Source organism: Paracoccus binzhouensis (assembly GCF_016446475.1).
Lineage (GTDB): Bacteria > Pseudomonadota > Alphaproteobacteria > Rhodobacterales > Rhodobacteraceae > Paracoccus > Paracoccus binzhouensis.
Genome location: NZ_JAEHFP010000011.1, coordinates 21,024 through 45,780, shown reverse-complemented (window position 1 = coordinate 45,780; position 24,757 = coordinate 21,024). Strand labels below are relative to the sequence as shown.

Here is a 24,757-nt window from a genome sequence, read left to right as displayed (position 1 = left end):
GATCCCGACAGCAACAACGGACCTTGCAGAATCACAGTTCAGAATGCCGCGTTCAAGACCAGGGACAGCCGCCGTGGCCGGGGATCGTCGCTGCCAACCCGCACGTTCCCGCTGTCGCTGCCGATATGGAAATCGGTGCGCTCACACCGCAGGAACGAGACCGTCTCGGCCGCGCTCCAACGCAGGCGATGCGTCGGGCTGACGTCGCGGTTGCGCATTTCGCCGAAGCCCGGGCGGGGCGTGCGGCTGCCGGCATCGGTGTCGTGCCAGCCGATCCGGGCGCCATAGAGCAGCAGCCCCAGCCGGTCGCAAAGCAGCGGTCCTCCCAACGCAAAGCCGGCCTGCGTCGTGCTGCCATCGCCGGCGGTCAGGCCAAGGTCCAGCCGTTCTCGAATAGCTTTCCGGCACCGGGCGGGTGATGACAGCACCAGCACCTGCACCGGGCCGGGCGCGGTGACGTGATCGGCCGTCATGCGCTCCAGCAGGTCGGGGCGCACGGTGTTCAGCCACAACCCGGCCAGGGCCACTGTGGCAAGGCCCAGCCCGGCCGCCAGAGGCCGGCGGAACCGGCGCCTTTGCGGCACGGGGGCACGGACCGAGGCGCCGACCTCGGCCGCGATCTCCCAGCCGCGCCTCGCGTCGGAAAAGGCGCGCGCATGGGCCGGGTCGCGCGCGAGCCAGTCGCGGCAGGCCGGGTCGTCCTTCAGGGCCGGATCGCCGACCAGGCGCACCATCCACTCGGCGGCCTCGGCCCGGATGCGGGCCTGGGAATCGTGGCGTGCTGCCAAGGTCGGGCCTCACTGGTTGCGCTGGTCTTCCAGGGCTTCGGCGCAGCGCGCCACCGCCTTGGCCATGTGCTTTGCTACATTCCGCTCGGACATGCCGAGATCAGCCGCTCGGGCCGCGGGTCTTCGTCGCGGTAGAGATGGATGATCTTGTCGCTGTCGCAGCCGGACACGGACCGATGCCGGTGCTGCCGAGCGCTGCGGCCGGGCCATGGCAAACACCGCGCATATCGACGCCGCCACCGGCGCGCTGCTGCACCCGCGCGAGACCTCCGGCGGCAATTTCCTCTATCGCTTCCATTGCGAGCTTCACAGCCTGCCCCCGGGCGGTCGCGCGCCGGATCGTTGGCATCGCCACCATGGCCATGTTCATTGCCATCATCTCGGGTGTGATCATCCACAAGAAGATCTTCAAGGAATTCTTCACTTTCCATCCGCGCAAGGGCCAGCGGTCCTGGCTGGACATGCACAACATGACCGGAGTGCTGGCGCTGCCCGATCACTTGATGATCACCTTCTCCGGGCGGGTGCTGTTCGCAGCCACCCTGATGCCGCTGGTCGCGCAGGGCCCCGATCCACGCGCGCCCGGCCCGGCGGCCGAAGCGTCGGTCGCGGCCTCGCCCGCGCCGCCGCCGTTGGCCGCGATCGCCCCGCTGATCGTGCAAGCCGAGGCCACCTGGTCCATGCCCGTCGGTCGCATCCTGATCGAGAAGCGCGACCTCGGCATGCCCGAGATCGTGCTGGTTTCCCGCCGCAACAGCGTCGTGACGGTGCATGGCGGCTCGGGCTCGAATGGCGTCGAGCGGATGCGCTTCGATGGCCGCGACGGGCGGCTGATCGAGGCGACCGGCCAGCCCCGCGCCTCGGCCGTCGCGCGCTTCGGCAATGCGCTGGGGTCGCTGCACCGGGCGCGCTTCGCAGACATCGGGCTGCGCTGGCTGTTCTTCGTCGCCGGGCTGGCGGGCACGGCCATAACCGGCAGCGGGCTGCTGCTGTGGGTGTCGAAACGCGCCGCGAAACACGCCCTTGCCGAGCATCCGCCGCCGGGTTTGCGACTGGTGCAGCGGCTGAATATCGGCGGCATCGCCGGGCGGGTGCTGGCGACAACCGGTTATTTCCGGGCCAACCGGCTGATCCCGGCGGCGCTGCCCGACCGCCCGCAAGCCGAGATCGCAGACTTCTTCTCCATCTGGCTGCTGGCCACGTCTTGGGCCTTCCTGCGGCCCCAGCAGAAAAGCTGGAGCGCCCAGCTTGGCTTGACCGCCGCCCCGCTGCTGGGCTTGCTGCTGCTGAGCGCGGCGACCGGGCCGGTATCGCTGCCGCAAGCGATCTGGCGCGGCGATTGGGTGCGGGCCTCGGTCGAGTTGGCGGCGCTGCTTCGCGGGCTGATCTGCGGCCATGCGGCTTGGCGGGCGCATCCGGGCAGCGCCAGGCCGGCGGGCCGGGCGCGGCTGGTCGGAACAGGGCGAAATGATGGCGGGCCGGTCGTCACCGATCCTCTGCACATCGGGCTTTGCCACGCTGGCGCTGGCCATGGCGCTGCATCACGAGCAGCTTTTGCGCCGCAGGCCCGGCCCCGGCCGGCAATGGGCCTGACGGCTGCGGGCGCTGGTGCTGCTGGGCCTGTCGCTGGCACTGGCCTGTGCGGCCTGGGGCAATGCGGTCATTGCCGTCTCGGCCTGGCTGGGCATGGCGACCCCCGCCGCCTTAATGGTGGCCATGGCCTTTCGCTCCCGTTGAGGCAGGAGGAAAAGCTGGCGGCGAGGCTTGTATTGCCTCTATCCCGTCGCGATCATGCTGCCCATAATGACGATCGGAGGATCTCCGGGCGGACTACCAGCGAGCAGGGCGGCACGACCCCTCCCGCTGCCGCGTCCGAAAGGCGTCCCGTCACCTCAGCTGGTCGGGCAGGGGGATGAACTCGCTCTCATCCCCCGGCGGCAGCTGGAAGCGGCCATGCTGCCAGTCGCCCTGCGCCCATGCCTGCTTGGCGGCGTCGATCCGTTCCTGCGACGAGGCGACGAAGTTCCAGGAAATGTAGCGCGGCCCGTTCATCGTCTCGCCGCCCAGCACCATCAGCCGGGCGCCGGTCTCGCCGGCCTTCAGGCTGATGCGGTCGCCGGGGCGGAACACCATCATCCGGCCGGCCGGGAAGGTGTCGCCGGCGACCAGGATGCTGCCCTCGACCACATAGACGCCGCGGTCCTCGTGGTCGTCGGGCAGCGGCAGGCCGGCGCCGGGGGCAAGGACCACATCGGCATAGAAGGTCTCGGTGAAGGTCCTGACCGGGGCGCGCGCCCCCCAGGCGGAACCCAGGATCAGCCGCACCTGCTTGCCGCCCTCCTCAAGGAAGGGCAGCGCGTCCTTGCCGTGATGTTCGAACGAGGCATCGCTGTCTTCCGCCTGCTCGGGCAGCGCGACCCAGGTCTGGATGCCGAAAAGCGAGCCGGGCTGCTTGCGCATCGCCTCGCTGGTGCGCTCGGAATGGGTGACGCCCTTGCCGGCGATCATCCAGTTGACCTCGCCGGGATAGACCATCTGGTCGGCGCCGGTGCTGTCGCGATGATGGAATTCCCCCTGGTAGAGATAGGTCACCGTTGCCAGCCCGATATGCGGATGCGGGCGCACGTCGATGCCGCCGCCGGTCAGGAACTCGGCCGGGCCCATCTGGTCGAAGAAGATGAAGGGCCCGACCATCTGCCGGCGCGGCGCGGGAAGCGCGCGGCGCACCTCGAAGCCGCCCAGGTCGCGGGCGCGCGGAATGATCAGCGTCTCGATGGATGCCAAGTCCTGGCGATCGGGGCAATCCGGGTTCTGCGTGGGGTTCCAGCTCATGTCGGGCTCCTTTCGTGGCTCCGGGATGCGAAGGTTCAGGGTATCAGGTCTTGCGCAAGGCGGCATCGGGACTGTCGGGATCGGGTCCCATGCAGCCTCATGCCGGGGCGGCGGGTCACAGCGGCCGCAGCAGGTGCCGGACCCGCGGCGGCCCCTCGCCGATATGGAAGGCGTTGAGCATCTGCTGGTCCAGCTGACCGGCATGGGTGACGCGGGCATGCTGGCGCTGGTGCTCGACCCAGCTTTCCACCACGAAGGCCTCGACCAGCCGCCCCGGCTCGGCAACGTCCTCCCACAGATCCCAGCGGATCGCGCCGTCGCGCTGGCGGGTGGTGTTGAACCGGCGCAGGGCGGCGGTGAACTCGGCCATCCGAGCCGGATCGACGCGATATTCGATCTCGATCAGCACCGGGCCGCGATCATCCCCCGGCGGGACGGCGATCACGGGTTCCGCTCAATGGTTCGAGGGGGGCAAGGCCGGTCGTCGCATCCGTTGGCAGCCGCCAGATCCGTGCCAGTAGTAACCGACGCGGCCAGCCCGGCCGACGCGGCCACCAGCATTCCCAGCAGGCCCAGCAGTGCGATGATCGGCGGGGCAGGAGAGCGGACCGACAGCAGGCCGTAGAGCCCGCCGATGCCCAGGCCCGCGACCAGCGACACCAGATAGGGCTGAAGATTGCTCATGGCTGCGTCTCCAGTTGCGGGGCCGCGCGCAGCAGCCGCACCAGGCCGCCGATCTCGGCCGGGTGAAGCTGGTGGCCGCCCGGGTTGGCCTCGACATCCATATCCGCGCCCTGCTCGACGAGTCAGTCGACAAGCCGGTGCGACAGCGGCAGCGGGCAGATCGGATCGTTCAGGCCGATGCCGACCAGGACCGGCAGACCCGCCAACCCGGGCTGCGGATCGGGAACCCAGGGGATCAGCGGATGCAGCAGGGCCGCGCGGTCGAACAGCTGCGGCCGCCTGAACAGCATCGCAGCCAGGATGTTCGCGCCGTTGGAATGGCCGAAGGCATAGAGCGGACGACCGGCAAACCGGCCTCGGATCTCTTCGATGAAGCCCAGCATCTTCGGCCAGGTCCTGCATGTCATGGACGCCCTCGCCGCTGCGGCGGAAGAAGCGGTTCGCACCCTGTTCCGAGACATCCCCGCGCGGGGCGACCAGCCCGGCATCGGGAAGGATGCGCCGCACCAGGTCGACGAACTGATATTCGTCGCCCCCGGTGCCGTGCAGGGCCAGGACCACCGGGCTGCCCTGCCGTCCCTCGTGGCGATGGCTGTGATGGGTGGCGTTTGTCATGGACGATTTCCTTGATGGTCCGCCCGGGTAAGACCGTTCAGGCGGCGAGGGGAACCAGATGGGCCTCGATCCTGTCGCGATAGGGCTCGTAGCGGCTGGGCAGCTTCAGCACCTCTCCCAGATGGGCCGTATCCTCGTCCCGGTCGAAGCCCGGTTCGTTGGTGGCGATCTCGAACAACACGCCGCCGGGGGTGCGGAAATAGATCGCCCAGAAATAATCGCGGTCGATCACCGGCGTGACCTGATAGCCGGTATCCATCAGCGCCTTGCGCACCTGACGCTGCGCGGCCCGATCCGGGACGGCGAAGGCGATGTGATGCACCGAGCCGGCCCCCTGCCGGGCGAATTGCGCCCGCGGCAGCGCCTCGAGGTCGATCACGTCGGCACCGTTCCCGCCAGGAATGACGAAACGGGTCACATTGCCCTGGGCCTCGGCGCGCTGATAGCCCATGAAGCCCAGAAGCTCCGCCGTCGCCGCGGTATCGTGCAGCCGCAGCCTGGCGCCACAGAAGCCGCGGATCGCGGCATCCTCGGCGATTCCGCCCGCGGTCCAGGGCGCGCGGGTGTCGTCCGCGTTCTCGATCAGCGTGAACCCGTCGCCGTCCGGCCCCTGAAAGCGCAGGCGCTCGGCGCCGAAGGCCGTGTCCCGTGCCAGACCGGAGACGCCCCTGGCCGCCAGCCGCTCCTGCCAGAAACCCAGCGCGCCCTTGGGCACCGAGAACTGGGTTTCGCCCACCTCGCCGACGCCGGGTCGGCCGCGCATCAGATCCGGGAAGGGGAAATAGGTCATCACCGAGCCGGGCGTGCCGATCTTGTCGCCATAGTAAAGGTGATAGATGCCGGGCTCGTCGAAGTTCACCGTCTTCTTCACCCGGCGCAGGCCCAGCGTGTCGGTGAAGAAGGCATTGTTCTGCCGGGCATCCGCCGCCATCGACGTCACATGATGCAGGCCCTTGATCTGGTCGAGCATGGTCTTGCCTCTCTGCGGTCCTTGCCGCCGTTCGATCCGTTGCAGCGAAGATAGGGCGGTTGATAATTGCGGAGAATTGCCACATTGCTTTCGATTGTATTCCGACAAGCGTAATAATCGGCATGAACGAGCTCAAAGCCCTGAAGACCTTCCTGTTGGCCGCGGAAAAGCGGAACTTCGCGCAGGTCGCGCGGGAACTGGACATGACCCCCGCCTCGGTCACGCGCACCATCGCGGCACTCGAGGAGATGCTGGGCGTGCAGCTTTTCGTGCGCACGACCCGGCAGGTCTCGCTGACCGGGGACGGGGCGATCTTTGCCTCGCGCATCGAGCAGGCCGTCGAGACCCTGGAGGCCGCGCGCCAGGAGATGGCCAATGCCCACAAGGCCGACGAAGGCCGGCTGCGCATCAACGCGCCGATGTCGCTGGGGCAACGGGTGCTGCCGCAGATCCTGTGCGGCTTTCGCAATCTCTATCCCAGGATCGACGTGGAGGTCCGCCTGACCGACCGTTTCCTCGACATGGTCGAGGAGGATTTCGACTTGGCGATCCGCATCTCTGCCGCGCCTTCGGAAAAGTTCACCATCTGGCGCAAGATCTGCCCGGTCAAGCGCCTGCTGGTCGCAGCGCCGGGCACGCCGCATGCCAAGGTCAGGCATCCCAACGAGTTGTCGCCCGGCGACTGCCTGGCCTACAGCGCCGACAGCCACCGGGAAAGCTGGCAGCTCTCGGACGGGAATGCCTCGGTCGCCATCTCGGCGGGGCGGTCCATCAGCGCCAATAACGGCGACCTGCTGGCGCATATGGCGGCCGATGGCGCGGGCGTGGTGCTGTTGCCGGCCTTTATCGTGGCGGAATACCTGCGCAGCGGGCGATTGGTGTCGATCCTGCCCGGCTGGACGCCGCCGCAGATCTGGTTGACGCTGTACTATCCGCCCTACCGGAAGCTGCCGCCCAGGATCGCCGCCTTCTCGGATTTCTTCGAGCGGCAGATCCCCGCGCTGTTGACGGCACTGTGATGCGCGCCGCTGGTCCGAGCCGCCGCCTCACGCTGTCGGCCCGGTTCCGGCCTTGGTCACATGCTCCGTGCCGGTGATGATTGCCGCTTGCGCGCGCGCGGCCCGCGGTTTCGGTCTGGATCCGGCCGGGCGTGACGCGCGCGCGCCTGGGGAAGACCTCCCGGGCGGGGCTCTGCGGCAGGTCGAAAGCGCGGCCTTGGCGCCGGCATGGCTCCAGCCTTGCGGGACCAGATTCTGCTCGTCGCGGCAGGTGGGGCTTGATCGCCGTGGCGCCCGAGGGATCGGGATGGCCGACGACAAGGCCGGACACCGCCGCCGCCCGCGGCGGCAGGTCCAGAAGTCGCGCCACCGCTGCGGGATCGTTGCGCAGCGCGCCGATATAGACCGCGCCAAGCCCCAGCGATTCCGCCGCCGCCAGCGCCGCGTCGAGGGCGGCGAGCAGGAAGGTCTCGGCATAGTCCAGGCTCTCAAGCGCCACGCCGGCGGGTTTCGCGACGGTCGCCGCCTCGCCGGCCTCGGCGACCAGCGGGCGATCAACGGAAGCATTCATGGCCTTCGTCCTTTCCTGAAAGGGTTCGGTCAGTGCGTCACGGTGCCGGGCTGCCGCGGAGTTGGAAGACCGCGTCGATGCGGGCCTCGATCTCGGGAGTGATGGTCACGTCGGCCGAGGCCAGGTCCGCCTCGAGCTGCTCCGCCCTGGTCGCGCCGATGATGTTGGCGGTGACGAAATGCCGGCTGGTGGCATAGGCGATGGCCAGCTGCGCCGGGTCCAGCCCGAAATCGCGGGCGATCTGCAGGTAATCCTCGACCGCTTCGGCGACGCCGGGCTTCAGGTAGCGGTCGGCCCGGTCGAACAGCGTCAGCCGCGCCCCTTCCGGCCGGGCGCCGTTCCGGTACTTGCCGGTCAGGAAGCCCTGGGCCAGAGGCGAATAGGCCAGCAGCCCGACATCCTCGCGCGCATGGAACTCGGCCAGGCCCTGTTCATAGGTGCGGTTCAGCAGGTTATAGGCGTTCTGGACCGAGACGACCCGCGGCAGGCCGCGCGTTTCCGACAGGTGCAGGAAACGCGACAGGCCCCAGGCGGTTTCGTTCGACAGGCCGATATGGCGGACCTTGCCGGCCGCCACCAGCGCGTCCAGCGCCTCCAGCGTTTCCTCGATCGGCACTTCGGAGCCGTCATGCCCGCGCGACGGCGCGTGGCGGCCGCTGCCGAACAGCGGCACCGCCCGGTTCGGCCAGTGGATCTGGTAAAGGTCCAGGTAATCGGTCTGCAGCCGCCGCAGCGAGCCTTCGACCGCCTCGTTGATGTTTCTCGCATCCAGCCGCGGCGGCCGGCCATCGGCGCGCAGGTAGGTGCGGTCGCTGGGCCCCGACACCTTCGAGGCCAGCACGATCCGGTCCCGCCCGCCGCGTGCCTTCAGCCAGGTGCCGATGATCCTTTCGGTCGCGCCCTGCGTCTCGGCCCGGGGCGGGATCGCATAGTTCTCGGCCGTGTCGATCAGGTTGATGCCGAAATCGACGGCGCGGTCCAGCTGGGCATGGCCCTCGGCCTCGGTATTCTGCTCGCCCCAGGTCATTGTGCCAAGCGCGATGGCCGAAACCTTGATGCCGGTCCGGCCGAGGGGGCGATAGTCGAGTGTCATTCATGTCTCTCCTGCAAGTCATCCGGTCATGGGGTGGCGCGCAAGGGCACCGCCTGCCCCGAGATTTCATGGCCCGAACTGGCCGCGATCCGCAGCAGCGGCAGGATCGCAAGGGCCGATACCAGCGACAACACGAAAAAGGCCGCGTGAAAGGCGGCCAGGGTCAGGCCGCCGGCCTGGCGGCTGCCGATCTCCAGCATCCCGCCGGCCATGGCGACGCCAAGCGCGGTGGCGATGGGCCGCATCACGGTGCTCAGGGCCAGCGCCGCCCCGACGTTTTCCGGCGCGATCTCGGATATGGCCAGGACGTGCTGGCCGGTGAAGAACAGCGACCGCAGGACGCCGCCGGCCACCAGCAGGGCGGCGATCAGCAGATGCGGCGTCCCGGGCGTCAGCAGGCCCTTGGCCGCCAGCCCGGCCGAGGACAGCAGCGCGGCCAGGATCAGCGGATTGCGAAAGCCGTGGCTGGCAAAGACGCGGGTCGAGACCAGCTTGGCCGCGATCGCGCCGATCCCGCCCGCGAAGGTGATCAGTCCCGAGGAAAAGGCCGAGAGCCCGAAGCCGAGCTGCAGCATCAGCGGCAGCAGGAAGGGCACTGCCCCCGCCCCGATCAGGAAGGTCGCCGTGGCCGAGATCGCGCCCCGGAACACCGGATCGCGCAAGATGCCCGGGTCCAGCAGCGGGGCGGGATGGCGGCGGGCATGGCGCAGATAGGCCCGGCCGCCGGCCAATCCGGCCAGGGTGAGCCCCGCAGAGGCCCAGAGCGGCAGGATCGGCAGGCTGATCAGCGACAGCCCCGCCATCAGCCCCGAAAAGGCCAGCGCGAGCAGCAGGAAGCCGTGCCCGTCCAGCGCGCGGGCCGGCGCCACCGGCACGTCGCGGATCAGGAGGCCCACCGCGACGATTCCCGCCAGCCCCACGGGCAGGTTGACCAGAAAGATCCAGTGCCATGAGACGAAGGTGGTCAGCGCCCCGCCGACCAGCGGCCCCATCAGCGGCGCGACCACCGCCGGAATGGTCATCGTCGCCGTCGCCCGCATCAGCCCCGCGCGCGGCGTGATCCGATACAGCATCAGCCGCGCCAGGGGCGTCATCATCGCCCCGCCGGCGCCGCCCAGGAACCGCGCGGCGACGAACCCTTCCAATGAGGTCGCGAAGGCGCAGCCCAGCGATCCCAGCATGAAGACCAGGATCGCGACGCGGAAGACCCGCGTCGGCCCGAAGCGGTCGCCCAGCCATGCGCTGACCGGGATGAAGATCGCCAGCGCCAGGAAATAGGCGGTGAAGGCCAGTTTCAGCGCCACCGGGGTGGTGCCGATATCGGCCGCGATCGCGGGCAGCGAGGTCGCGATGACGGTCGAATCCATGTTCTCCATGAACAGCGCCACCGACAGGACCAGCGGCACCAGCCATGGGGCGCGGGTGGCGCCCGTGCTGTCCTGCCTCATTCCGCCGCCGAGACCCTGCGCCGCGCCGCGAAACGGTTCTCGGGCCGCGCCAGTCCCAGGTTCTCGCGCAGGGTCGGCCCCTCGTATTCCTCGCGGAACAGGCCGCGGCGGCGCAGGATCGGCACCACTTCGGCCACGAAATCGTCCAGACCCCCGGGCAGCACCGGCGGCATGATGTTGAAGGCATCCGCCGCGCCGCCCTGGAACCATTCCTGCATGGCGTCGGCCACCTGCTCCGGGGTGCCGACCACCTCGCGATGCCCGCGCGCCCCCGCGACCGCCAGGTAAAGCTGGCGCAGCGTCAGGTTGCCGCGCGCGACAAGATCGCTGACCAGCGTCAGGCGGCTCTTGTTCAGCTCGGTGCCTTCGGGCAGCGGCGGGGCCTTGTCGTCCAGCGAATAGCCGCTGAGGTCGCGCCCCTGATAGTGCCGGCGCAGGATCTCCCAGGCGATCGCCGGATGGATCAGGTTCTGGATCTCCTCATGGTTGCGCCGCGCCTCGGCCTCTGTGCCACCCAGGACGGGAAAGATGCCGGGGGCGATCAGCAGGTCCTCGGGGCGACGGCCATGGGCGGCCAGCCGGCCCTTGACATCGGCATAGAAGGCCCGCGCATCCTCAAGCGTCTGGTTGGCGGTGAAGATCATCTCGGCCGTGCGGGCGGCCAGCCTGCGGCCGGGTTCCGAGGCGCCGGCCTGCACCACCACCGGATGGCCCTGCACCGGGCGCGGCACGTTCAAGGGCCCCCGGACCGAGAAATGCGCCCCCTTGTGGTTCAACAGATGCACCTTGTCTAGGTCGACGAAGATGCCGCTGTCCTTGTCGCGCGGGAAGGCCCCGTCCTCGTGCGAATCCCACAGGTCGAGCACCAGATCCACGAATTCCTCGGCCCGCGCGTAGCGGTCGGCATGGGCCGGGTAGCCGGCGATGGAAAAGTTGTGCGACACGTCGGCGCCGGTCGTCACCACGTTCCAGGCCGCCCGCCCGCCCGACAGGTGATCCAGCGAGGCGAAGCGGCGGGCCAGCAGGTAGGGATCCTCGTAGGTGGTCGAGGCGGTGGCGACGAAGCCGATATGGCTTGTGACCTGCGACAGCGCCGACCAAAGCGTCAGCGGCTCGAAATGCGCGCCCTGGCTGGATCGCTGCTGGGCCTCCGGCTCCTTGGCGCGTGGCCAGCCGGCCGGGCTGTCGGCGACGAAGACCAGGTCGAACCGGGCCTTTTCGGCCGTCTCGACGAGCCGGCGGTAATGGGCGATGTTGATCCCGGCATCGGCCTGTGCCTCGGGGTGGCGCCAGGCCGCGACATGGTGGCCGGTGGCCATCAGGAAGGCGCCCAGCTTGATCTGGCGTCGTGGTTGCGGCATCTCAGGCGCTCCGTCTTTCGGCATGGTCGTAAAGGCTGCCGGGACGCGGCAGGCCGAAATGGTCCCGCAGGGTCCGGCCGCGATATTCGTCGCGGAACAGCCCGCGCCGGCGCAGGATCGGCAAGACATGCTCGACGAAGGCGTCGAAGCCGCCGTGCAGCCAGGGCGGCATGACGTTGAAGCCGTCGGCGGCGCCGTTCTCGAACCAGGTCTGGATGTCGTCGGCGATCTTTTCCGGGGTGCCGACGCTGACCCAATGGCCGCGCGCGCCGGCGATCCGGTGCAGCAGCTGCCGGATCGTCGGCTTTTCGCGGTCCACGATGTCCAGCACCAGCTTGAAGCGGCTGGCCTCGGCCCGGTCGGGATCGGGGGCGACCAGATGGCGCGGGAAGGGCGCGTCGAGATCGTGCCCGGTCAGGTCCAGCCCGGTCATCCGCTTCAGCACGTCCAGCGAATAGGCGGGCTGGGTCAGGGCGTTGAATTCGTCGTGCAGGGCCTGCGCCTCGGCCGTGGTCGAGCCGATATAAGGGCTGATGCCCGGCAGCACCTTGATGTGATCGGGATCGCGGCCGACACCCCGCGCGCGGGCCTTGATGTCGGCATAGAATTCCTGCGCGCTGGCAAGCGTCTGATGCGCGGTGAAGATCGCCTCGGCATGCAGCGCGGCGAAATGGCGGCCGTCTTCGGACGAGCCGGCCTGCACATAGACCGGCCGCCCCTGCGGGCTGCGCGGGATGTTCAGCGGGCCGCGCACGCGGAAATGCGGGCCAGCATGGTCGATGGGGTGGATGCGGGCGTCATCGGCGAATATGCCGCTGTCGGGGTCGATGACCAGGGCCTCGTCCTGCCAGCTGTCCCAGAGCTTTGTCACCACCTCCAGGAACTCATGCGCGCGGCCGTAGCGGTCGGCATGGACCGGATGGGCGTCCAGCCCGAAGTTCTGCGCCGCCTGCGCCGCGCCGGTGGTGACAATGTTCCAGCCCACGCGCCCGCCCGAGATGTGATCGACCGAGGCGAAGAGCCGGGCGAGGTTGTAGGGCTCGGAATAGGTGGTCGAGGCGGTGGCGATCAGCCCGATGCGGCCGGTCGCGGCGGCCAGCGCGGTGATCGTGGTCAGCGGCTCCAGCCGGAAGCGGCTGGCATAGCGGATATTGTCCGCCAGCGCCGGGCCGTCGGCAAGGAACAGCGCGTCGAATTTCGCCGCCTCGGCCTTGCGGGCCAGGTCCTGGTAATAGCCGATGTCGAGCACGCGCTGCGGGTCCGAGCCCTTGTAGCGCCAGCCCGCCTCGTGATGGCCGCCGGGATAGATGAAAAGGTTCAGGTGAAGCTGTCGCTGGGACATGTCGGTTTCCTTCGAAATCAGTGGGTCGAGACGCCCAGCTTGCCAAGCAGGTGGCGGCGAAGCTGGCCGAAGCGCGGGTTGTCGTGTTCGCGCGGGCTTGGCAGGTCGATGGGCAAATCCTCGACGAAGGCGCCGTCCTCCAGCACCAGGACGCGGTCGGCCAGGGTGATCGCCTCGTCCACGTCATGCGTAACCAGCAGGACGGCGGGGCGGTGGCGGGCGCAAAGCTCCTTCAGCAGCACATGCATGCGGATACGGGTCAGCGCATCCAGCGCCCCGAAGGGCTCGTCGGCCAGCAGCAGTTCCGGCTCGCGCACCAGCGACCGGGCCAGCGCCACGCGCTGCTGTTCGCCGCCCGACAGCTCGATCGGCCAGGACGCTTCGCGCCCGGCCAGACCGACCTCGGCCAGCATGCGGCGGCCGGCCGCCTCGGCCCCCGTCAGGCCCAGGGTCACGTTCTGCAACACGCTGCGCCAGGGCAGCAGCCGGGCGTCCTGGAACACCACCGAGCGGTTTTCCGGCACGTCCAGCGCGCCCGATCCGGTGACGTCGTGATCCAGTTCGGCCAGCGCCTTCAGGAAGGTGCTCTTCCCCGATCCCGACCGGCCCAGCAGGGCCACGAACTCGCCCCGCCGGATGGACAGGTCCAGCCCGTCCAGAATGGTGCGCCCGTCGAAGCCGCGATAAAGCTCGCGGGTTCGGACGGCGAAATCGGCCTCTATTGCGACAGGGTGCGACGCCATGACAGGGCTCTCCTTTCGGCAAGGCGGACGGCGGCATCCGAGGCAAGGCCCAGCACGGCATAGACGACGATGCCGGCGACGATGACCTCGGTCTGGCCATAGGTGCGGGCCAGGTTGATCATGTAGCCCAGGCCGCTGGTCGCGTTCACCTGCTCGACCACGACCAGCGACACCCAGCACAGCGTCACGGCGAAGCGCAACCCCAGCAGGAAACCGGGCAATGCCCCGGGCAGCACCACCTGCCGGATGAAGGTCCCGCGGGACAGGTTCAGCGTTTCGGACAGCTCGACATAGCGGTTGTCGATGCTGCGCAGCGCGTTGTGGGTGTGGATGTAGATCGGCACGATCACCGCCAGGACGATGGTGATGATCTTCATCTGCTCGCCGATGCCGAACCACAGCATCAGCAGCGGGATCAGCGCCAGCGTCGGTACGGCGCGCTTGATCTGGATCGGGCCGTCGATGATCGCCTCGCCCCAGCGCGACAGGCCGGCGATGACCGCCAGCACGGTGCCGATGGCGACGCCGATCACCAGCCCGGTGATCGCCCGCCAGGCCGAGATGCCCAGATGCTCCTGCAGTTTGCCGTCCGCGATCAGCCGCCCGAAGGCCTCCATCACCGTCCAGGGGGCCGACAGGATGCGCGGGTCGATCAGGCCGAGGCCCGAGCCGAGCGCCCACAGGACCACCAGCCCGACGCTGCCAATCTGGAGGCCGAAGGGGATGGCGGGGCCGGGGCCAAGGCGAACCCGCGCCCCGCTGCGCCGGCGCTGCCGCAGGTTGGCCGAGGCTTCCGCCCGCCGCGGCTTGAAATCGTCCGTCGCGATCAGGGTCATTGGATCAGCTCCTCTTTCTTGATGGCGCTGGAGCCCCGGGACAGGGCCTCGGCGGCGATCCTCTCGAACCGGCGGTCGAAGATCTTCTCGGCGTCGAAGGGCTCGTTGCCGGTCGCTTCGGCCACCAGGGCGATGGTGTGGGTGTGGCGGGCGATCACCTCGTCCCAACTGGCGGGGATGACCTGGGTGCCGGTCTGCTCGACCAGGGCCTTGCCGTCCTCATAGGACAGGTTCTGGTCCTTGACGTAATAGCCCTGGATGAACTGCTCGGGGTGGTCGTTGATCCACTCGGTCGCCCGCGCCCAGAGCTTGACGTATTGCGCCGCCGCGGCGGCCTTGGCCGGATCGTCCAGCACCCATTGCGGCGCCCAGAGATGACTGGGATCGTCGCGCAGCCCATGGGCGATCAGCGTCGCGCCGTCATCGCCATACTGGTCGATGTAGCGGGCGATATTGGTGCTGCCCAGGGGCGCGATGTCGACCTGTCCCGCCGCCAGCGCGACCGGATAGACGTCGCCGGTGCTGGGCAGCTCGACCAGGGTCACGTCGTCCCGGCCCAGCCCCGCCGCCTCAAGTGTGCGCAGGACCAGCGCGCCCTGCGCCTGTCCGGGGCTGTAGGCGATGCGGTGGCCCTTGAAATCCCCAAGGCTCTTGATCGTGCCGCCCAGCTTGGGGGTGATGCCGAAGCGATAGATCGGGTGGGCGACGGGGTCCAGCCGCTCGCGATAGGCGATGTTGCGCACCGGCAGGTCGTTCCATGTCGCATGGATCGAAGGGATCTCGGCGACGCTGGCGACGTCCAGCGCATGGGCGCGGAACGCCTCGCTGGTCTGCGGGCCGCCGCTGAGGTTGGCCCATTCGACGGTGAAGGTCAGCTCGTCGATCAGGCCCGAGATTTCCAGAGCCTTCTGCGTGACCGGATCGCCGACGCGCAGCACCGTGCCCTCGGGCACCTCGTCGGGCAGGGGCTCGGCCGCTAGGGCCGGCGGCGTCGAAAGGGCAAGGCTGACGGCCAGGGCCAGCAAGGGGCGAATAGTCATGTCGGTCATGTTCAACCTGTCCAGCTGTGTTCCGGACACCCAAGGCTAAGCAGAAATACTTTAATGTCGATAGATGTTATGTATTTAAATCGCGGGGCCGGCAGGGATGTTTTGCTTCCCTGTCTCCCGGTGGCAGAACATTTGGGCTGAAGGCGGATCTCGCATCGGCGACGGAAGGAAATTCTTTCCGCTGCATCGCAGAATCGCGGCCGGAACCGGCCGGTCAGGCCGCGCCCCTCGGGCAGGTTGTCGCCGCGCCACCGCAATCCCCTGCATGCCCAGGCCCCTGTGCGGCGATCCGCGCCCATCATCATGCGGTGGGCGCAAAAGGGGGACTCCGAAAGAGGCTCTTGGCCGTTCAGGGGGCGGCCTTCCGACCAGGATCCATCGCCGCGTCAACGGTGCGGGCCGTCCGATGAGGACCGAGATCACGCCCGGCCAGGATTCCGATCATACGGGCTATGATCCGGTGATGGCCGACAACCTGCCGCAGCCTGCCGTTCTGGTGGCGGACAGGGGCTATGACCCTGATAGAATCCGCGAAGACATCGAGAGTCGCAACGCCCTGTCGATGATTCCGATGCGCAGGCACCGAAAGCTGCGCAAGGCCGTCGACATCACCATCTGCACGCTGCGCAACATGGGCGAGCGTTGCTTCAGCAAGCTGAAGAACAGCCGTCGGCTGCGACACCAGCCAGGCGGTCGAGACATGTCCCCCAAAGGCGATGAGCCAGTGTCGAAAGCAGGGCCCGGCGTCCCGTCCCGGACAGGGCGTCAATCAGGATGACGCCATCCCGGCCGTCACGAACATGGGCGATCAGCCGGCTGATCACCACTCCCGCGAATGTGCCCTGCATGCCCTATCCCGAACCGAGACCGATCCCGTTGTCCGGACATGGTGGGCGTTCTTCGCGGCCTGTCCACGACCCCCGGCGGCCTTGTTCGGCCGGAGCCAGGACCGGCGTCCGGGACGGCGATTCCTTGCTTCGGCCGTCAAGGCGCGGCGAACCGCCACGGCGCAGACCAAGCCGGCCCCCGCCCGCTCCATGGTCGGTCGAACCGGAGACCAATGGCACCGGGTAACCGGCTATCCATAATGTTCAGGGCGCCGTCTCTGGCTGCGGGTTCTCCCGGCCTGCGGCTGTCAGACGCTGAACGTAGGCAAGGCGCGTCACGGATGGAGATCGAGAATGCCGGCTCTGATCTTGGCATGGCCTGGGCTTGCTTCCGCATTCGGGACCTGGCAGGCCGCTGAAACAGTCGGGCCTCGACGCGGTTTACAGAACATGGTTCCCCCCGTCGGGCAATGGCAGGGCGGCATCGCTCGTTCGGCCGGGGCGAGCGAGTCACTGTTCGGCTATGTCGACCTGGAGGCCCGCATCAGCGAGTCGGTGCCGGTTCAAGACCGCTCGCGAACGGAATCAGCGGCGTCTCGGTCCCGCGCGTTGATCTACGCCATCTGGCGCGGGGTGGGGTTGCTGGTAATCAATGCGCGTGACCATGCGGTCAAGTGGCGCGCCCACGCATCCTGGCAGCCCGGAGAACAGCGGCCGGTCAAGGCGCTGCATGACAAGGAGCACCTGGCTATCGTGAAGGGCGTGCGGGATGCGTTGTTGCGCATTCATCTGATGCGGTTGGGCGACCTGGGCAGCTGCTTGCTGCCTTTCCGCCGAAAGACCGGCTGGTTTGTGTTGCGCCTGACCAGTTGGTTCTGCGCGGCTCACCAGATCCTGGCCGACCCCGCGCGGAGTCTGGCCACCGCACTCGCCCTCCGTTGGAGGAGCACGGCAGTGCGAAGATGTGCAAGGCTTTCCGTCGCCGCCGCGCCATCTCCCCCCGATCATCGTTGATATTCCGACAGGATTCCGGAAGCCTTCCATGCGGGTTTTCCGGCCCCGGCCGCGGATGTTCGGTCGGTCGGCGCGCCGATCGCGGCAAGGGCAGGAGTGGTATTTGGCCATTCTCCGGAAGGACATTTTAGTTCGCGTATTGTCGACATTGCGCATGATAGTTGCGCTGCGGATGCGAAGGCGCTACTTATGCCGCAACGCCGCACAAGGAGTCTGCCATGAAGGACATGCCCGCGATGCCCGCCGATACGCCTTCCGCTCTGCTGGCGCTTGCCGCCGCCGCCCTGCCCGAGCTCGAGGCCCTGCAATCCCGTGCCACCGAGGCGCTGCGGACGCTGGTGGCGCCCTCGGGCAAGCCGCAACCGGACCTGCTCGAGCAGCACCAGCACGCCGCCCATGCCCTGTCCTGGCTTGCCACCTATGTCGAATCGATCCGCCAGCTGACCGGCTGGGCGGCGCGGCTGGCCGAGGCGGGCAAGCTGGGCCGGACCGAGGCGCTGATCCTGCAGATCGGCCTGGGCGAATACCTGACCCAGATCGCCGGCGGCATCCCGATGAGCCAGACGGAATTCGCCCGGCTCTCGGATCTGGGGATCGACTGGCAGCCGGGCGAGGCGGCGCTGGGGCTGATGCGCGGCAACAGCGCCCCGGCGCGGGCGGAGCTCGTGCGGCTGATGCAGGACAACCGGGGCGGGGCGACCTTCGGCGCCACCGGGCTCGACGAAGATCTGGAAATGATCCGCGACCAGTTCCGCCGCTATGCCGAGGACCGGGTGATTCCGAATGCGCACGAATGGCATCTGAAGGATCAGCTGATCCCGATGGAGATCATCGAGGAACTGGCGGAGCTCGGCGTCTTCGGCCTGACCATCCCCGAGGAATTCGGCGGTCTGGGCCTGTCCAAGGCGTCCATGGTCGTTGTCACCGAGGAGCTGTCGCGCGGCTATATCGGCGTGGGCAGCCTGGGCACCCGCAGCGAGATCGCCGCCGAGTTGATCCTTTGCGGCGGCACCGAGGCGCAGAAGGCGAAATGGCTGCCGGCCCTTGCCTCGGGTGAGATCCTGTCGACGGCGGTGTTCACCGAGCCGAATACCGGCAGCGACCTGGGCAGCCTGCGCACCCGCGCCGTGCGCGATGGCGAGGACTGGGTGATCACCGGCAACAAGACCTGGATCACCCATGCGCAGCGCACGCATGTCATGACGCTGCTGGCGCGCACCGATCCCGAAAGCAGCGACTGGCGCGGCCTGTCGATGTTCCTGGCGGAAAAGACCCCCGGCACCGATGACGACCCCTTCCCGACCCCCGGCATGACCGGCGGCGAGATCGAGGTGCTGGGCTATCGCGGCATGAAGGAATACGAGCTGGGCTTCGATGGCTTCCGCGTCAAGGGCGAGAACCTGCTGGGCGGCGAGCCGGGACGTGGCTTCAAGCAGCTGATGGAAACCTTTGAATCGGCCCGGATCCAGACGGCCGCCCGTGCCGTCGGCGTGGCGCAATGCGCGGCCGAGATCGGCATGCAATATGCCATCGACCGCAAGCAGTTCGGCAAACCGCTGATCGAGTTCCCGCGCGTCGCCGACAAGCTGGCCATGATGGCGGTCGAGATCATGATCGCCCGGCAGCTGACCTATTTCAGCGCCTGGGAAAAGGACCACGGCCGTCGCTGCGATCTCGAGGCCGGGATGGCCAAGCTCCTGGGCGCCCGCGTCGCCTGGGCCGCGGCCGACAATGCGCTGCAGATCCACGGCGGCAACGGCTTTGCGCTGGAATACGCCATCAGCCGGGTGCTGTGCGACGCGCGCATCCTCAACATCTTCGAGGGCGCGGCCGAGATCCAGGCCCAGGTTATTGCACGCAGGCTACTGGACTAGGATGAAATGCCGGCCCCTGCTGGACAGCGGGGGCCGTTAGGGCATTATGGCGGCAAGAGAACAGAACGGAGCTGCCAATGACCCGCATCCCCATGATTTCCGCGGCGATTGCCGCCACGCTCGGCCTTGCCGCCTGCGAGCCGACCACGCCGCCGACCCCCGGCGCCAATATCCCGACCGGCCCCTATGTGCTGGTCGGCATCGGCTCGGACACCGTGCCGCAGCGCAATGTCGGCATGACCATCGAGGCGGACGGCTCGATCTCGGGCCAGGCGCCCTGCAACCATTACTCGGCAAGCCAGAACGCCGAGCCGCCTGCCTTTGCTCTGGGGTCGCTGACCCGGACGGAAATGGCTTGCAGCGGGTTGGCCGGGCGGCTGGAATCGCGCTATTTCCAGGCGCTGTCGGCAGCCAACGGCATTACCTATGAAGGCGGCGTGCTGACCATCAAGGGACCGACCTACCTGACCTATGAGCCGGGCTATCGCAAGGAGAAGTGAGCTTGCGGCCACGGCCTGAAGGAGAGAATGATGCGCAAGATCTTGTTGGCCCTGCCTCTGGCGCTGGCCGCCTGCATGTCTGAGTCGGATCCCGCGGCCATCCCCGGAGATTACGAACTGGTCGCGGTGGAAGGGGTTGCGATCTCGGGCACGCCTACGCTGCGGATCGCCGAGGATGGCGCGGTCTCGGGGCAGGGGCCGTGCAACCTGTTCAGCGGCCGCAACAATGCGGCGCTGCCGAGGCTGGACCTGGGCGCGCTGGCCACCACCCGCCGCGCCTGCCTGCAGGAGGGCGGCGAGCAGGCCTTCTTCCAGGCGCTCGGCGCCGTGCGCGAGGCCAGGCGCGAGGGCGAGGAGCTGGTGATGACCGGGCCCGATGTCACCATCCGCTGGCGGGCGGTGACGCAATAAGCCGGGCGACCAGCCGGGCGCGGGCGGGCGGCAAGGGCTTGCCCGCATGCGCCTCGGCCAGCCGCGCCTGCAGGAAATGCCCGGTCAGGGCCAGCGCATCCTCGATGCCGCCATTGCCGCGCCCGCCCAGCATGGCGGGCAAGGGCAGCAGCCGCGGCGCCCATTCCCCCGCCGCCTGGGCCGAAACCGCCCGGCCCGAGCGCGGGCTGACATAGGCCAGCCCCTCGCGCGTGCCGGTCACCGCGCAGCTTGCCAGGTCAAGGCCGAAGCCCAGCTCATCGAGCAGCCGCATTTCCCAGCGCAGATAGGCCTCGGCCCAGTTTTTCCCCGCATCCATCAGGTCCAGCAGTGCCTCGGTCGCGTCGGCCAGGCGCGGATGCGGGTCACGCTCGGGCAGGGCATAGGTCAGCAGCGCGGTGACCGCGTTCACGCCCGCCAACGCATCGGCGCCGGCCAGCAGCCCCGGCCGCGCCCGCGCCGGCTCGGCCGCGAAGGTGCCCAGCTGCTCCTCCAGCCGGGCCCGCCAGCGCAGGCTGACCCGGTTCCCGGGCTGCAGCATGGCGGCGCGCCTGGCGCTGGCGCCGCCCGGCACCAGGCCGCGCAGCAGTCCGGCCTCGCGCGACAGCACGGTCAGGATCACCGCGCTTTCGCCGTGCCTTTGCAGCGCCATCACGCTGGCCTCGCCGCTCCATTCCATCGCGCCGCCTTTCCTTCCGTGCCACCCTGCCGCAATCTGGGGGCGATGAACAAGGAGGCAGGCATGTTGAAACCGTGGACCCAATCGCAGGCCCGGCTGGTCGAGGTGGCGGCGGGGCGTGCGCCCGCCGATCTGGTGATCCGGGGCGGGCAATGGGTCAATGTCCACACGCGCGAGGTGATCCCCGCCACCGACATCGCCGTGGCCGACGGCCGGGTGGCCTATGTCGGGCCGGATGCGGGCCCCGCGATCGGCCCCGACACGCAGGTGATCGAGGCGGCGGGCCGCTTCATGGTCCCGGGCCTGATCGACGCGCATATGCATGTCGAATCGGGGATGCTCACGCCGGCCGGCTTCGCGGCGGCGGTGATCCCGCATGGCACCACGACGATCTTCCACGACCCGCACGAGATCGCGAACGTGCTGGGCCTTGAAGGTGTGCGGCTGATGCGGGACGAATCGCTGCTTCAGCCGATCAGCATGTTCACCCAGATGCCCAGCTGTGCGCCCTCTGCCCCGGGGCTGGAGACCACCGGCCAGCCGATCACCGAGGGCGAGGTGGCGCAGGCCATGGGCTGGGAGGGCATCGTGGCCTTGGGCGAGATGATGAATTTCCCCGGCGTCGCCGCGGGCGACCGCCAGATGCTGGCCGAGATCGCCGCGACCCGCGCGGCGGGCAAGACCGTTGGCGGGCATTACGCCAGCCCCGACCTTGGCCGGCCCTTCCACGCCTATGTCGCCGGCGGCGCCAATGACGATCACGAGACCACGACCGAGGCGCAGGGCATCGCCCGCGTGCGCCAGGGCATGGGCTGCATGATGCGGTTGGGCTCGGCCTGGTATGACGTGGCAAGCCAGATCACCGCGATCACCGACAAGGGGCTCGATCCGCGCTTCTTCATCCTCTGCACCGACGACAGCCATTCCGGCACGCTGGTCCATGAGGGCCACATGAACCGCGTGGTGCGCCACGCCATCGACTGCGGCTGCGATCCGCTGGTGGCGATCCAGATGGCGACGATCAATGCCGCCAGCCATTTCGGGCTGCAACGCGAGCTGGGCAGCATCACCCCGGGCCGGCGGGCCGACCTGATCCTGACCAGCGACCTCAAGACCCTGCCCATCGAGACGGTGATCGCCCAAGGCAGGCTCGTGGCCGAGAACGGCCGCCTGCTGGCCGCCTGCCCGCGCATCGACTGGCCCGAGAGCGCCCGCAACTCGATCCACCTGGGCAAGACCCTGACCGCCGGCGACTTCGAAATCCGCGCCACCGGCGACAGCGCCCGCGTCCGCGTCATCGGCGTGGTCGAGAACCAGGCCCCGACCAAGGCGCTGACCGCCGAGCTGCCGATCCGCGACGGCGTGATCGAGGGGCAGGGCGAGACCTGCCATATCGCGCTGGTCGAGCGCCACCGGGCGACCGGCGCCGTGGTGAACGGCTTCGTCTCGGGCTTTGGCTACCGAGGCCGGATGGCGGTGGCCTCGACCGTGGCGCATGACAGCCATCACATGATCGTCGTCGGCACGGATCGCGACAGCATGGCGGCGGCGGCGAACCACCTGGGCCGGATCGGCGGCGGCGTCACCGCGTTCCGCGACGGTGAGGAACTGGCGACCGTGCCGCTGCCCATCGCCGGGCTGATGTCCGACCGCCCGGCCGAGGAGGTGGCCGAGGCCGCGCAGGGCATCGTCAGGGCGATGCAGGATTGCGGTTGCACGCTCAACAACGCCTATATGCAGCATTCGCTGCTGGCGCTGGTGGTGATCCCCGAATTGCGGATCTCGGACCTGGGGCTGGTCGATGTCACCCGCTTCGAATTGGTGGAGCTGATGCTCGACCCTTGAGCTTCACCGCTTTCGGCGCCCAGCCGGCTTCTTTGCTCCTCAAATACCCATGATGCGCGAGACCTCGGCGTCGCGCGCGACCGCCAGGAATTGCGCCCGGCCGCGCAGCGCCTCGAACAGCTCCGGCCCGGAGCCGGTCAGCCAGGCCTGGGCGCCAAGCGCGCAGATCTCGTCGTAAAGCGCGGCACGGCGGTTTGCGTCCAGATGCGCCGCCACCTCGTCCAACAGCAGCACCGGGCTTTCCTCGGCCAGCGCCCGGGCATTGGCGAGGATCAGCGACAAGAGCAGCGCCTTTTGCTCGCCGGTCGAGGACAGCGCGGCGGGCATCGCCTGCGGCCCCCAATGCGCGCCTAGGTCGGCGCGATGCGGGCCGGTCAGGCTGCGGCCGGCGGCCATGTCGCGGCCGCGCCCCTCGGCCAGCCGGGCGGCGATGCTATCGGGATCGGGATCGTCCGCGAAACCCTCGCCCGGCAGCAGGGTCAGGCTGGCCGAGGGGAAGGCGGTCCCGGCCCCATCCTGCGCTGCCATGATCCGGGCGATGGCGCCCAGCCGGTTGCGCGTCACCGCCGAACCAGTATCGGCCATCTGCGCCTCCAGCGCCCGATACCAGCCGGGGTCGCGGATCTCGTCCTTGAGCAGCCGGTTGCGCTCGCGCATGGCCTTTTCATAGGACAGCGCATCCTCGGCATGGCCGGGGGTGAAGCTCAGCGTCACCCGGTCCAGGAAGCGCCGGCGCTGTTCCGGCGCGTCGGTCCACAGCCGGTCCATGGCCGGGGTCAGCCAGATCACCCGCATCAGCCCGCCAAGCGCGATCTGCGTCGCGGGCTTGTCGTCGATCACCACCTCACGCCGCTCGCCGGGCAGGGCGCGGGTCGCCACCTCGTGCTCGCCGATCCGGGCGCGGATCTGCCAGCCGACATCCGGCCCCTTGCGGGCCTGGTCGCCGGGCGCGGCGCCGCGCATGCCGCGGCCGGGCGACAGCATCGAGACGGCTTCCAGGATATTGGTCTTGCCGGCGCCGTTCGGGCCATGGATGGCAAGGGGGCGGCGGTCGGCCTCGATCTCCAGCCTGGCCCAGCTGCGGAACTGGGTCAGGTGCAGCAGGCTCAGCGTCACACGCGCATCGGCATGACGACATAGACCGCGCTGGTGTCGCCGCCCTCGCGGATCAGCGCCGCGTCGCCCGAGCCGTTGAACAGGAAGACCGCGTTCTCGCGCTCGATCTGGCTGGCGATCTCGTGCAGGTATTTGGCGTTGAAGCCGATCTCCAGCGGCTCGTCGGCATAGGCGACCGGCAGCTCCTCGTCGGCCGCGCCGGCATCGGGGGCGTTCACCGACAGGACCAGCCGATCCTCGTCGAGCGACAGCTTGACGGCGCGCGAACGCTCGCTGCTGACCGTCGCCACCCGGTCCACCGCCTTGGCGAAATCGCCGGCATCGACCTCCAGCTTGCGGGCATTGGCCGAGGGGATCACGCGGCTGTAATCCGGGAAGGTGCCGTCGATCACCTTCGAGGTGAGCGTGATGGTGGGCGTGGCGAAGCGCACCTTGGTCTCGCTGACCGAGACCGCGATCTCGGCCTCGTCGTCGTCCAGCAGCTTGCGCAGCTCGGCCACGGTCTTGCGCGGCACGATCACGCCCGGCATCTCTTCGGCGCCCGAGGGCAGCGGCGCGTCGATCCGCGCCAGCCGGTGGCCGTCGGTGGCGACGCAGCGCAGGGTCGGGCCGTCCTCGCCCTGCGCGACATGCATGTAGACGCCGTTCAGGTAATAGCGGGTCTCCTCGTTCGAGATGGCGAACTTGGACTTGTCGAACAGCCGGCGCAGCACCGTGGCGGGGGCCGAGAAATTCGCCGAATATTCCGAGGAAGACATGACCGGGAAATCCTCGCGCGGCAGGGTGGCCAGGCTGAAATTCGAACGCCCGGCTTGCACCGCCAGCCGCTGCGAGGCGGCGTCGAGGCTGAGCTGCACCAGCGCACCGTCCGGCAGCTTGCGGGCGATGTCGTTCAGCATCCCGGCCGAGACGGTGGTGGCGCCGGGCCGCTCGACCTGGGCCGTGGCGCGGTCCACGATCTCGGTATCCAGATCGGTGGCGCGGAAGCTGACGCCGTCGGGCGTGGCCTCGATCAGCACATTGGCCAGGATCGGGATGGTGTTGCGGCGTTCGACGACGGACTGGGCCTGGGAAACGGCCTTCACCAGATCGGCGCGTTCAATGGAAAACTTCATGGTCCACCCTTATGTCTTGGCCTTGCCG

The 24,757-nt window shown here is 68.8% G+C and carries 25 protein-coding genes and 1 pseudogene; 9 read left to right on the top strand and 17 right to left on the bottom strand.

Translation table 11 applies throughout. The features are described from left to right. Nucleotides 1-38 precede the first annotated feature (38 nt). The gene (locus I9P22_RS05210) at nt 39-788 is read right to left on the bottom strand and encodes a FecR/PupR family sigma factor regulator (RefSeq protein WP_199258298.1); all 750 of its coding nucleotides are present in this window, start codon (nt 786-788) and stop codon (nt 39-41) included. 100 nt (nt 789-888) lie between these two features. Further along, the gene (locus I9P22_RS05205; protein ID WP_199258297.1) at nt 889-1,158 is read right to left on the bottom strand and encodes a hypothetical protein; all 270 of its coding nucleotides are present in this window, start codon (nt 1,156-1,158) and stop codon (nt 889-891) included. Here I9P22_RS05205 and I9P22_RS25135 point away from each other — a divergent pair. Next, the gene (locus tag I9P22_RS25135) at nt 1,145-2,704 is read left to right on the top strand and encodes a PepSY-associated TM helix domain-containing protein (RefSeq protein ID WP_199258296.1); all 1,560 of its coding nucleotides are present in this window, start codon (nt 1,145-1,147) and stop codon (nt 2,702-2,704) included. The genes I9P22_RS05205 and I9P22_RS25135 overlap by 14 nt on opposite strands. Here the strand turns inward: I9P22_RS25135 and I9P22_RS05195 are convergent. From I9P22_RS05195 to I9P22_RS24960, 4 genes are all read right to left on the bottom strand, one after another. Next, entirely contained in the window at nt 2,676-3,620 is a 945-nt protein-coding gene (locus I9P22_RS05195; protein WP_199258295.1) for a pirin family protein, read from the bottom strand. The two genes, I9P22_RS25135 and I9P22_RS05195, sit on opposite strands and share 29 nt — an antisense overlap. A 115-nt stretch (nt 3,621-3,735) precedes the next feature. Further along, on the bottom strand, nt 3,736-4,065 hold the full coding sequence (locus I9P22_RS05190; RefSeq protein WP_199258294.1) for an MFS transporter: 330 nt from the start codon (nt 4,063-4,065) through the stop codon (nt 3,736-3,738). Further along, on the bottom strand, nt 4,062-4,304 hold the full coding sequence (locus tag I9P22_RS05185) for a DUF1427 family protein (RefSeq protein ID WP_199258293.1): 243 nt from the start codon (nt 4,302-4,304) through the stop codon (nt 4,062-4,064). The genes I9P22_RS05190 and I9P22_RS05185 overlap by 4 nt, the downstream gene beginning before the upstream one ends. 122 nt (nt 4,305-4,426) lie before the next feature. Further along, nucleotides 4,427-4,687 carry an alpha/beta hydrolase gene (locus tag I9P22_RS24960; RefSeq protein ID WP_332909007.1) on the bottom strand — a complete coding sequence of 87 codons (261 nt, stop codon included), beginning with the start codon at nt 4,685-4,687 and terminating at the stop codon, nt 4,427-4,429. Between I9P22_RS24960 and I9P22_RS24955 the strand changes: the two genes are divergently transcribed. Beyond that, nucleotides 4,674-4,934, top strand: coding sequence for a hypothetical protein (locus I9P22_RS24955; protein ID WP_332909006.1), 261 nt, complete (start codon nt 4,674-4,676; stop codon nt 4,932-4,934). The genes I9P22_RS24960 and I9P22_RS24955 overlap by 14 nt on opposite strands. A gap of 22 nt (nt 4,935-4,956) precedes the next feature. On the opposite strand, the gene I9P22_RS05175 is transcribed toward I9P22_RS24955, so the two are convergent. Further along, nucleotides 4,957-5,889, bottom strand: a complete 933-nt coding sequence (locus I9P22_RS05175) for a VOC family protein (RefSeq protein ID WP_199258292.1) — start codon at nt 5,887-5,889, stop codon at nt 4,957-4,959. 122 nt (nt 5,890-6,011) lie between these two features. On the opposite strand from I9P22_RS05175, the gene I9P22_RS05170 reads away from it, so the two are divergent. Beyond that, nucleotides 6,012-6,908 carry a LysR family transcriptional regulator gene (locus tag I9P22_RS05170; protein ID WP_199258291.1) on the top strand — a complete coding sequence of 299 codons (897 nt, stop codon included), beginning with the start codon at nt 6,012-6,014 and terminating at the stop codon, nt 6,906-6,908. 587 nt (nt 6,909-7,495) lie between these two features. Here I9P22_RS05170 and I9P22_RS05160 read toward each other — a convergent pair. Genes I9P22_RS05160 through I9P22_RS05130 form a run of 7 tightly spaced genes read right to left on the bottom strand, consistent with a single transcriptional unit; the run spans nt 7,496 to nt 15,330 of the window. Further along, nucleotides 7,496-8,551: an aldo/keto reductase gene (locus I9P22_RS05160; protein ID WP_199258290.1), complete on the bottom strand. Its 1,056-nt coding sequence runs from the start codon at nt 8,549-8,551 to the stop codon at nt 7,496-7,498. Between the two features lie 26 nt (nt 8,552-8,577). Beyond that, on the bottom strand, nt 8,578-9,999 hold the full coding sequence (locus I9P22_RS05155) for an MFS transporter (protein WP_199258289.1): 1,422 nt from the start codon (nt 9,997-9,999) through the stop codon (nt 8,578-8,580). Next, nucleotides 9,996-11,360, bottom strand: a complete 1,365-nt coding sequence (locus I9P22_RS05150; protein ID WP_199258288.1) for an LLM class flavin-dependent oxidoreductase — start codon at nt 11,358-11,360, stop codon at nt 9,996-9,998. The genes I9P22_RS05155 and I9P22_RS05150 overlap by 4 nt, the downstream gene beginning before the upstream one ends. A 1-nt stretch (nt 11,361) precedes the next feature. Then, nucleotides 11,362-12,702, bottom strand: coding sequence for an LLM class flavin-dependent oxidoreductase (locus I9P22_RS05145; RefSeq protein WP_199258287.1), 1,341 nt, complete (start codon nt 12,700-12,702; stop codon nt 11,362-11,364). Nucleotides 12,703-12,719: 17 nt separating this feature from the next. Continuing rightward, nucleotides 12,720-13,445: an ABC transporter ATP-binding protein gene (locus I9P22_RS05140; protein WP_199258286.1), complete on the bottom strand. Its 726-nt coding sequence runs from the start codon at nt 13,443-13,445 to the stop codon at nt 12,720-12,722. Then, a complete protein-coding gene (locus tag I9P22_RS05135; protein WP_199258285.1) occupies nt 13,421-14,281 on the bottom strand; it encodes an ABC transporter permease in 861 nt (286 codons plus the stop codon). Before I9P22_RS05135 ends, I9P22_RS05140 begins: the two co-directional genes overlap by 25 nt. Continuing rightward, entirely contained in the window at nt 14,278-15,330 is a 1,053-nt protein-coding gene (locus I9P22_RS05130; RefSeq protein ID WP_199258284.1) for an ABC transporter substrate-binding protein, read from the bottom strand. The genes I9P22_RS05135 and I9P22_RS05130 overlap by 4 nt, the downstream gene beginning before the upstream one ends. A 287-nt stretch (nt 15,331-15,617) precedes the next feature. On the opposite strand from I9P22_RS05130, the pseudogene I9P22_RS05125 reads away from it, so the two are divergent. The 5 genes and pseudogenes from I9P22_RS05125 to I9P22_RS05105 all read left to right on the top strand — a co-directional run. Further along, nucleotides 15,618-16,006, top strand: a pseudogene (locus I9P22_RS05125) (transposase); the annotation flags it as partial. A 505-nt stretch (nt 16,007-16,511) separates the two neighbouring features. After that, a complete protein-coding gene (locus tag I9P22_RS05120; protein ID WP_199258283.1) occupies nt 16,512-17,171 on the top strand; it encodes a hypothetical protein in 660 nt (219 codons plus the stop codon). 218 nt (nt 17,172-17,389) lie between these two features. Beyond that, entirely contained in the window at nt 17,390-19,045 is a 1,656-nt protein-coding gene (locus I9P22_RS05115; RefSeq protein WP_199258282.1) for an acyl-CoA dehydrogenase family protein, read from the top strand. A gap of 77 nt (nt 19,046-19,122) precedes the next feature. Beyond that, complete coding sequence (locus I9P22_RS05110; protein ID WP_199258281.1) at nt 19,123-19,545, top strand: META domain-containing protein; 423 nt, start codon at nt 19,123-19,125, stop codon at nt 19,543-19,545. Between the two features lie 30 nt (nt 19,546-19,575). After that, a complete protein-coding gene (locus tag I9P22_RS05105; protein ID WP_199258280.1) occupies nt 19,576-19,956 on the top strand; it encodes an META domain-containing protein in 381 nt (126 codons plus the stop codon). On the opposite strand, the gene recO is transcribed toward I9P22_RS05105, so the two are convergent. Further along, entirely contained in the window at nt 19,925-20,653 is a 729-nt protein-coding gene (recO, locus tag I9P22_RS05100; protein ID WP_199258279.1) for a DNA repair protein RecO, read from the bottom strand. The genes I9P22_RS05105 and recO overlap by 32 nt on opposite strands. Nucleotides 20,654-20,716: 63 nt before the next feature. On the opposite strand from recO, the gene ade reads away from it, so the two are divergent. Further along, complete coding sequence (ade, locus tag I9P22_RS05095; RefSeq protein ID WP_199258278.1) at nt 20,717-22,498, top strand: adenine deaminase; 1,782 nt, start codon at nt 20,717-20,719, stop codon at nt 22,496-22,498. A gap of 39 nt (nt 22,499-22,537) precedes the next feature. Here ade and recF read toward each other — a convergent pair whose 3' ends face one another. Together recF and dnaN are read right to left on the bottom strand one after the other, a co-directional pair. Beyond that, entirely contained in the window at nt 22,538-23,614 is a 1,077-nt protein-coding gene (recF, locus tag I9P22_RS05090) for a DNA replication/repair protein RecF (protein WP_199258277.1), read from the bottom strand. After that, nucleotides 23,611-24,729, bottom strand: a complete 1,119-nt coding sequence (dnaN, locus tag I9P22_RS05085; RefSeq protein WP_199258276.1) for a DNA polymerase III subunit beta — start codon at nt 24,727-24,729, stop codon at nt 23,611-23,613. The genes recF and dnaN overlap by 4 nt, the downstream gene beginning before the upstream one ends. Between the last annotated feature and the right edge of the window lie 28 nt (nt 24,730-24,757).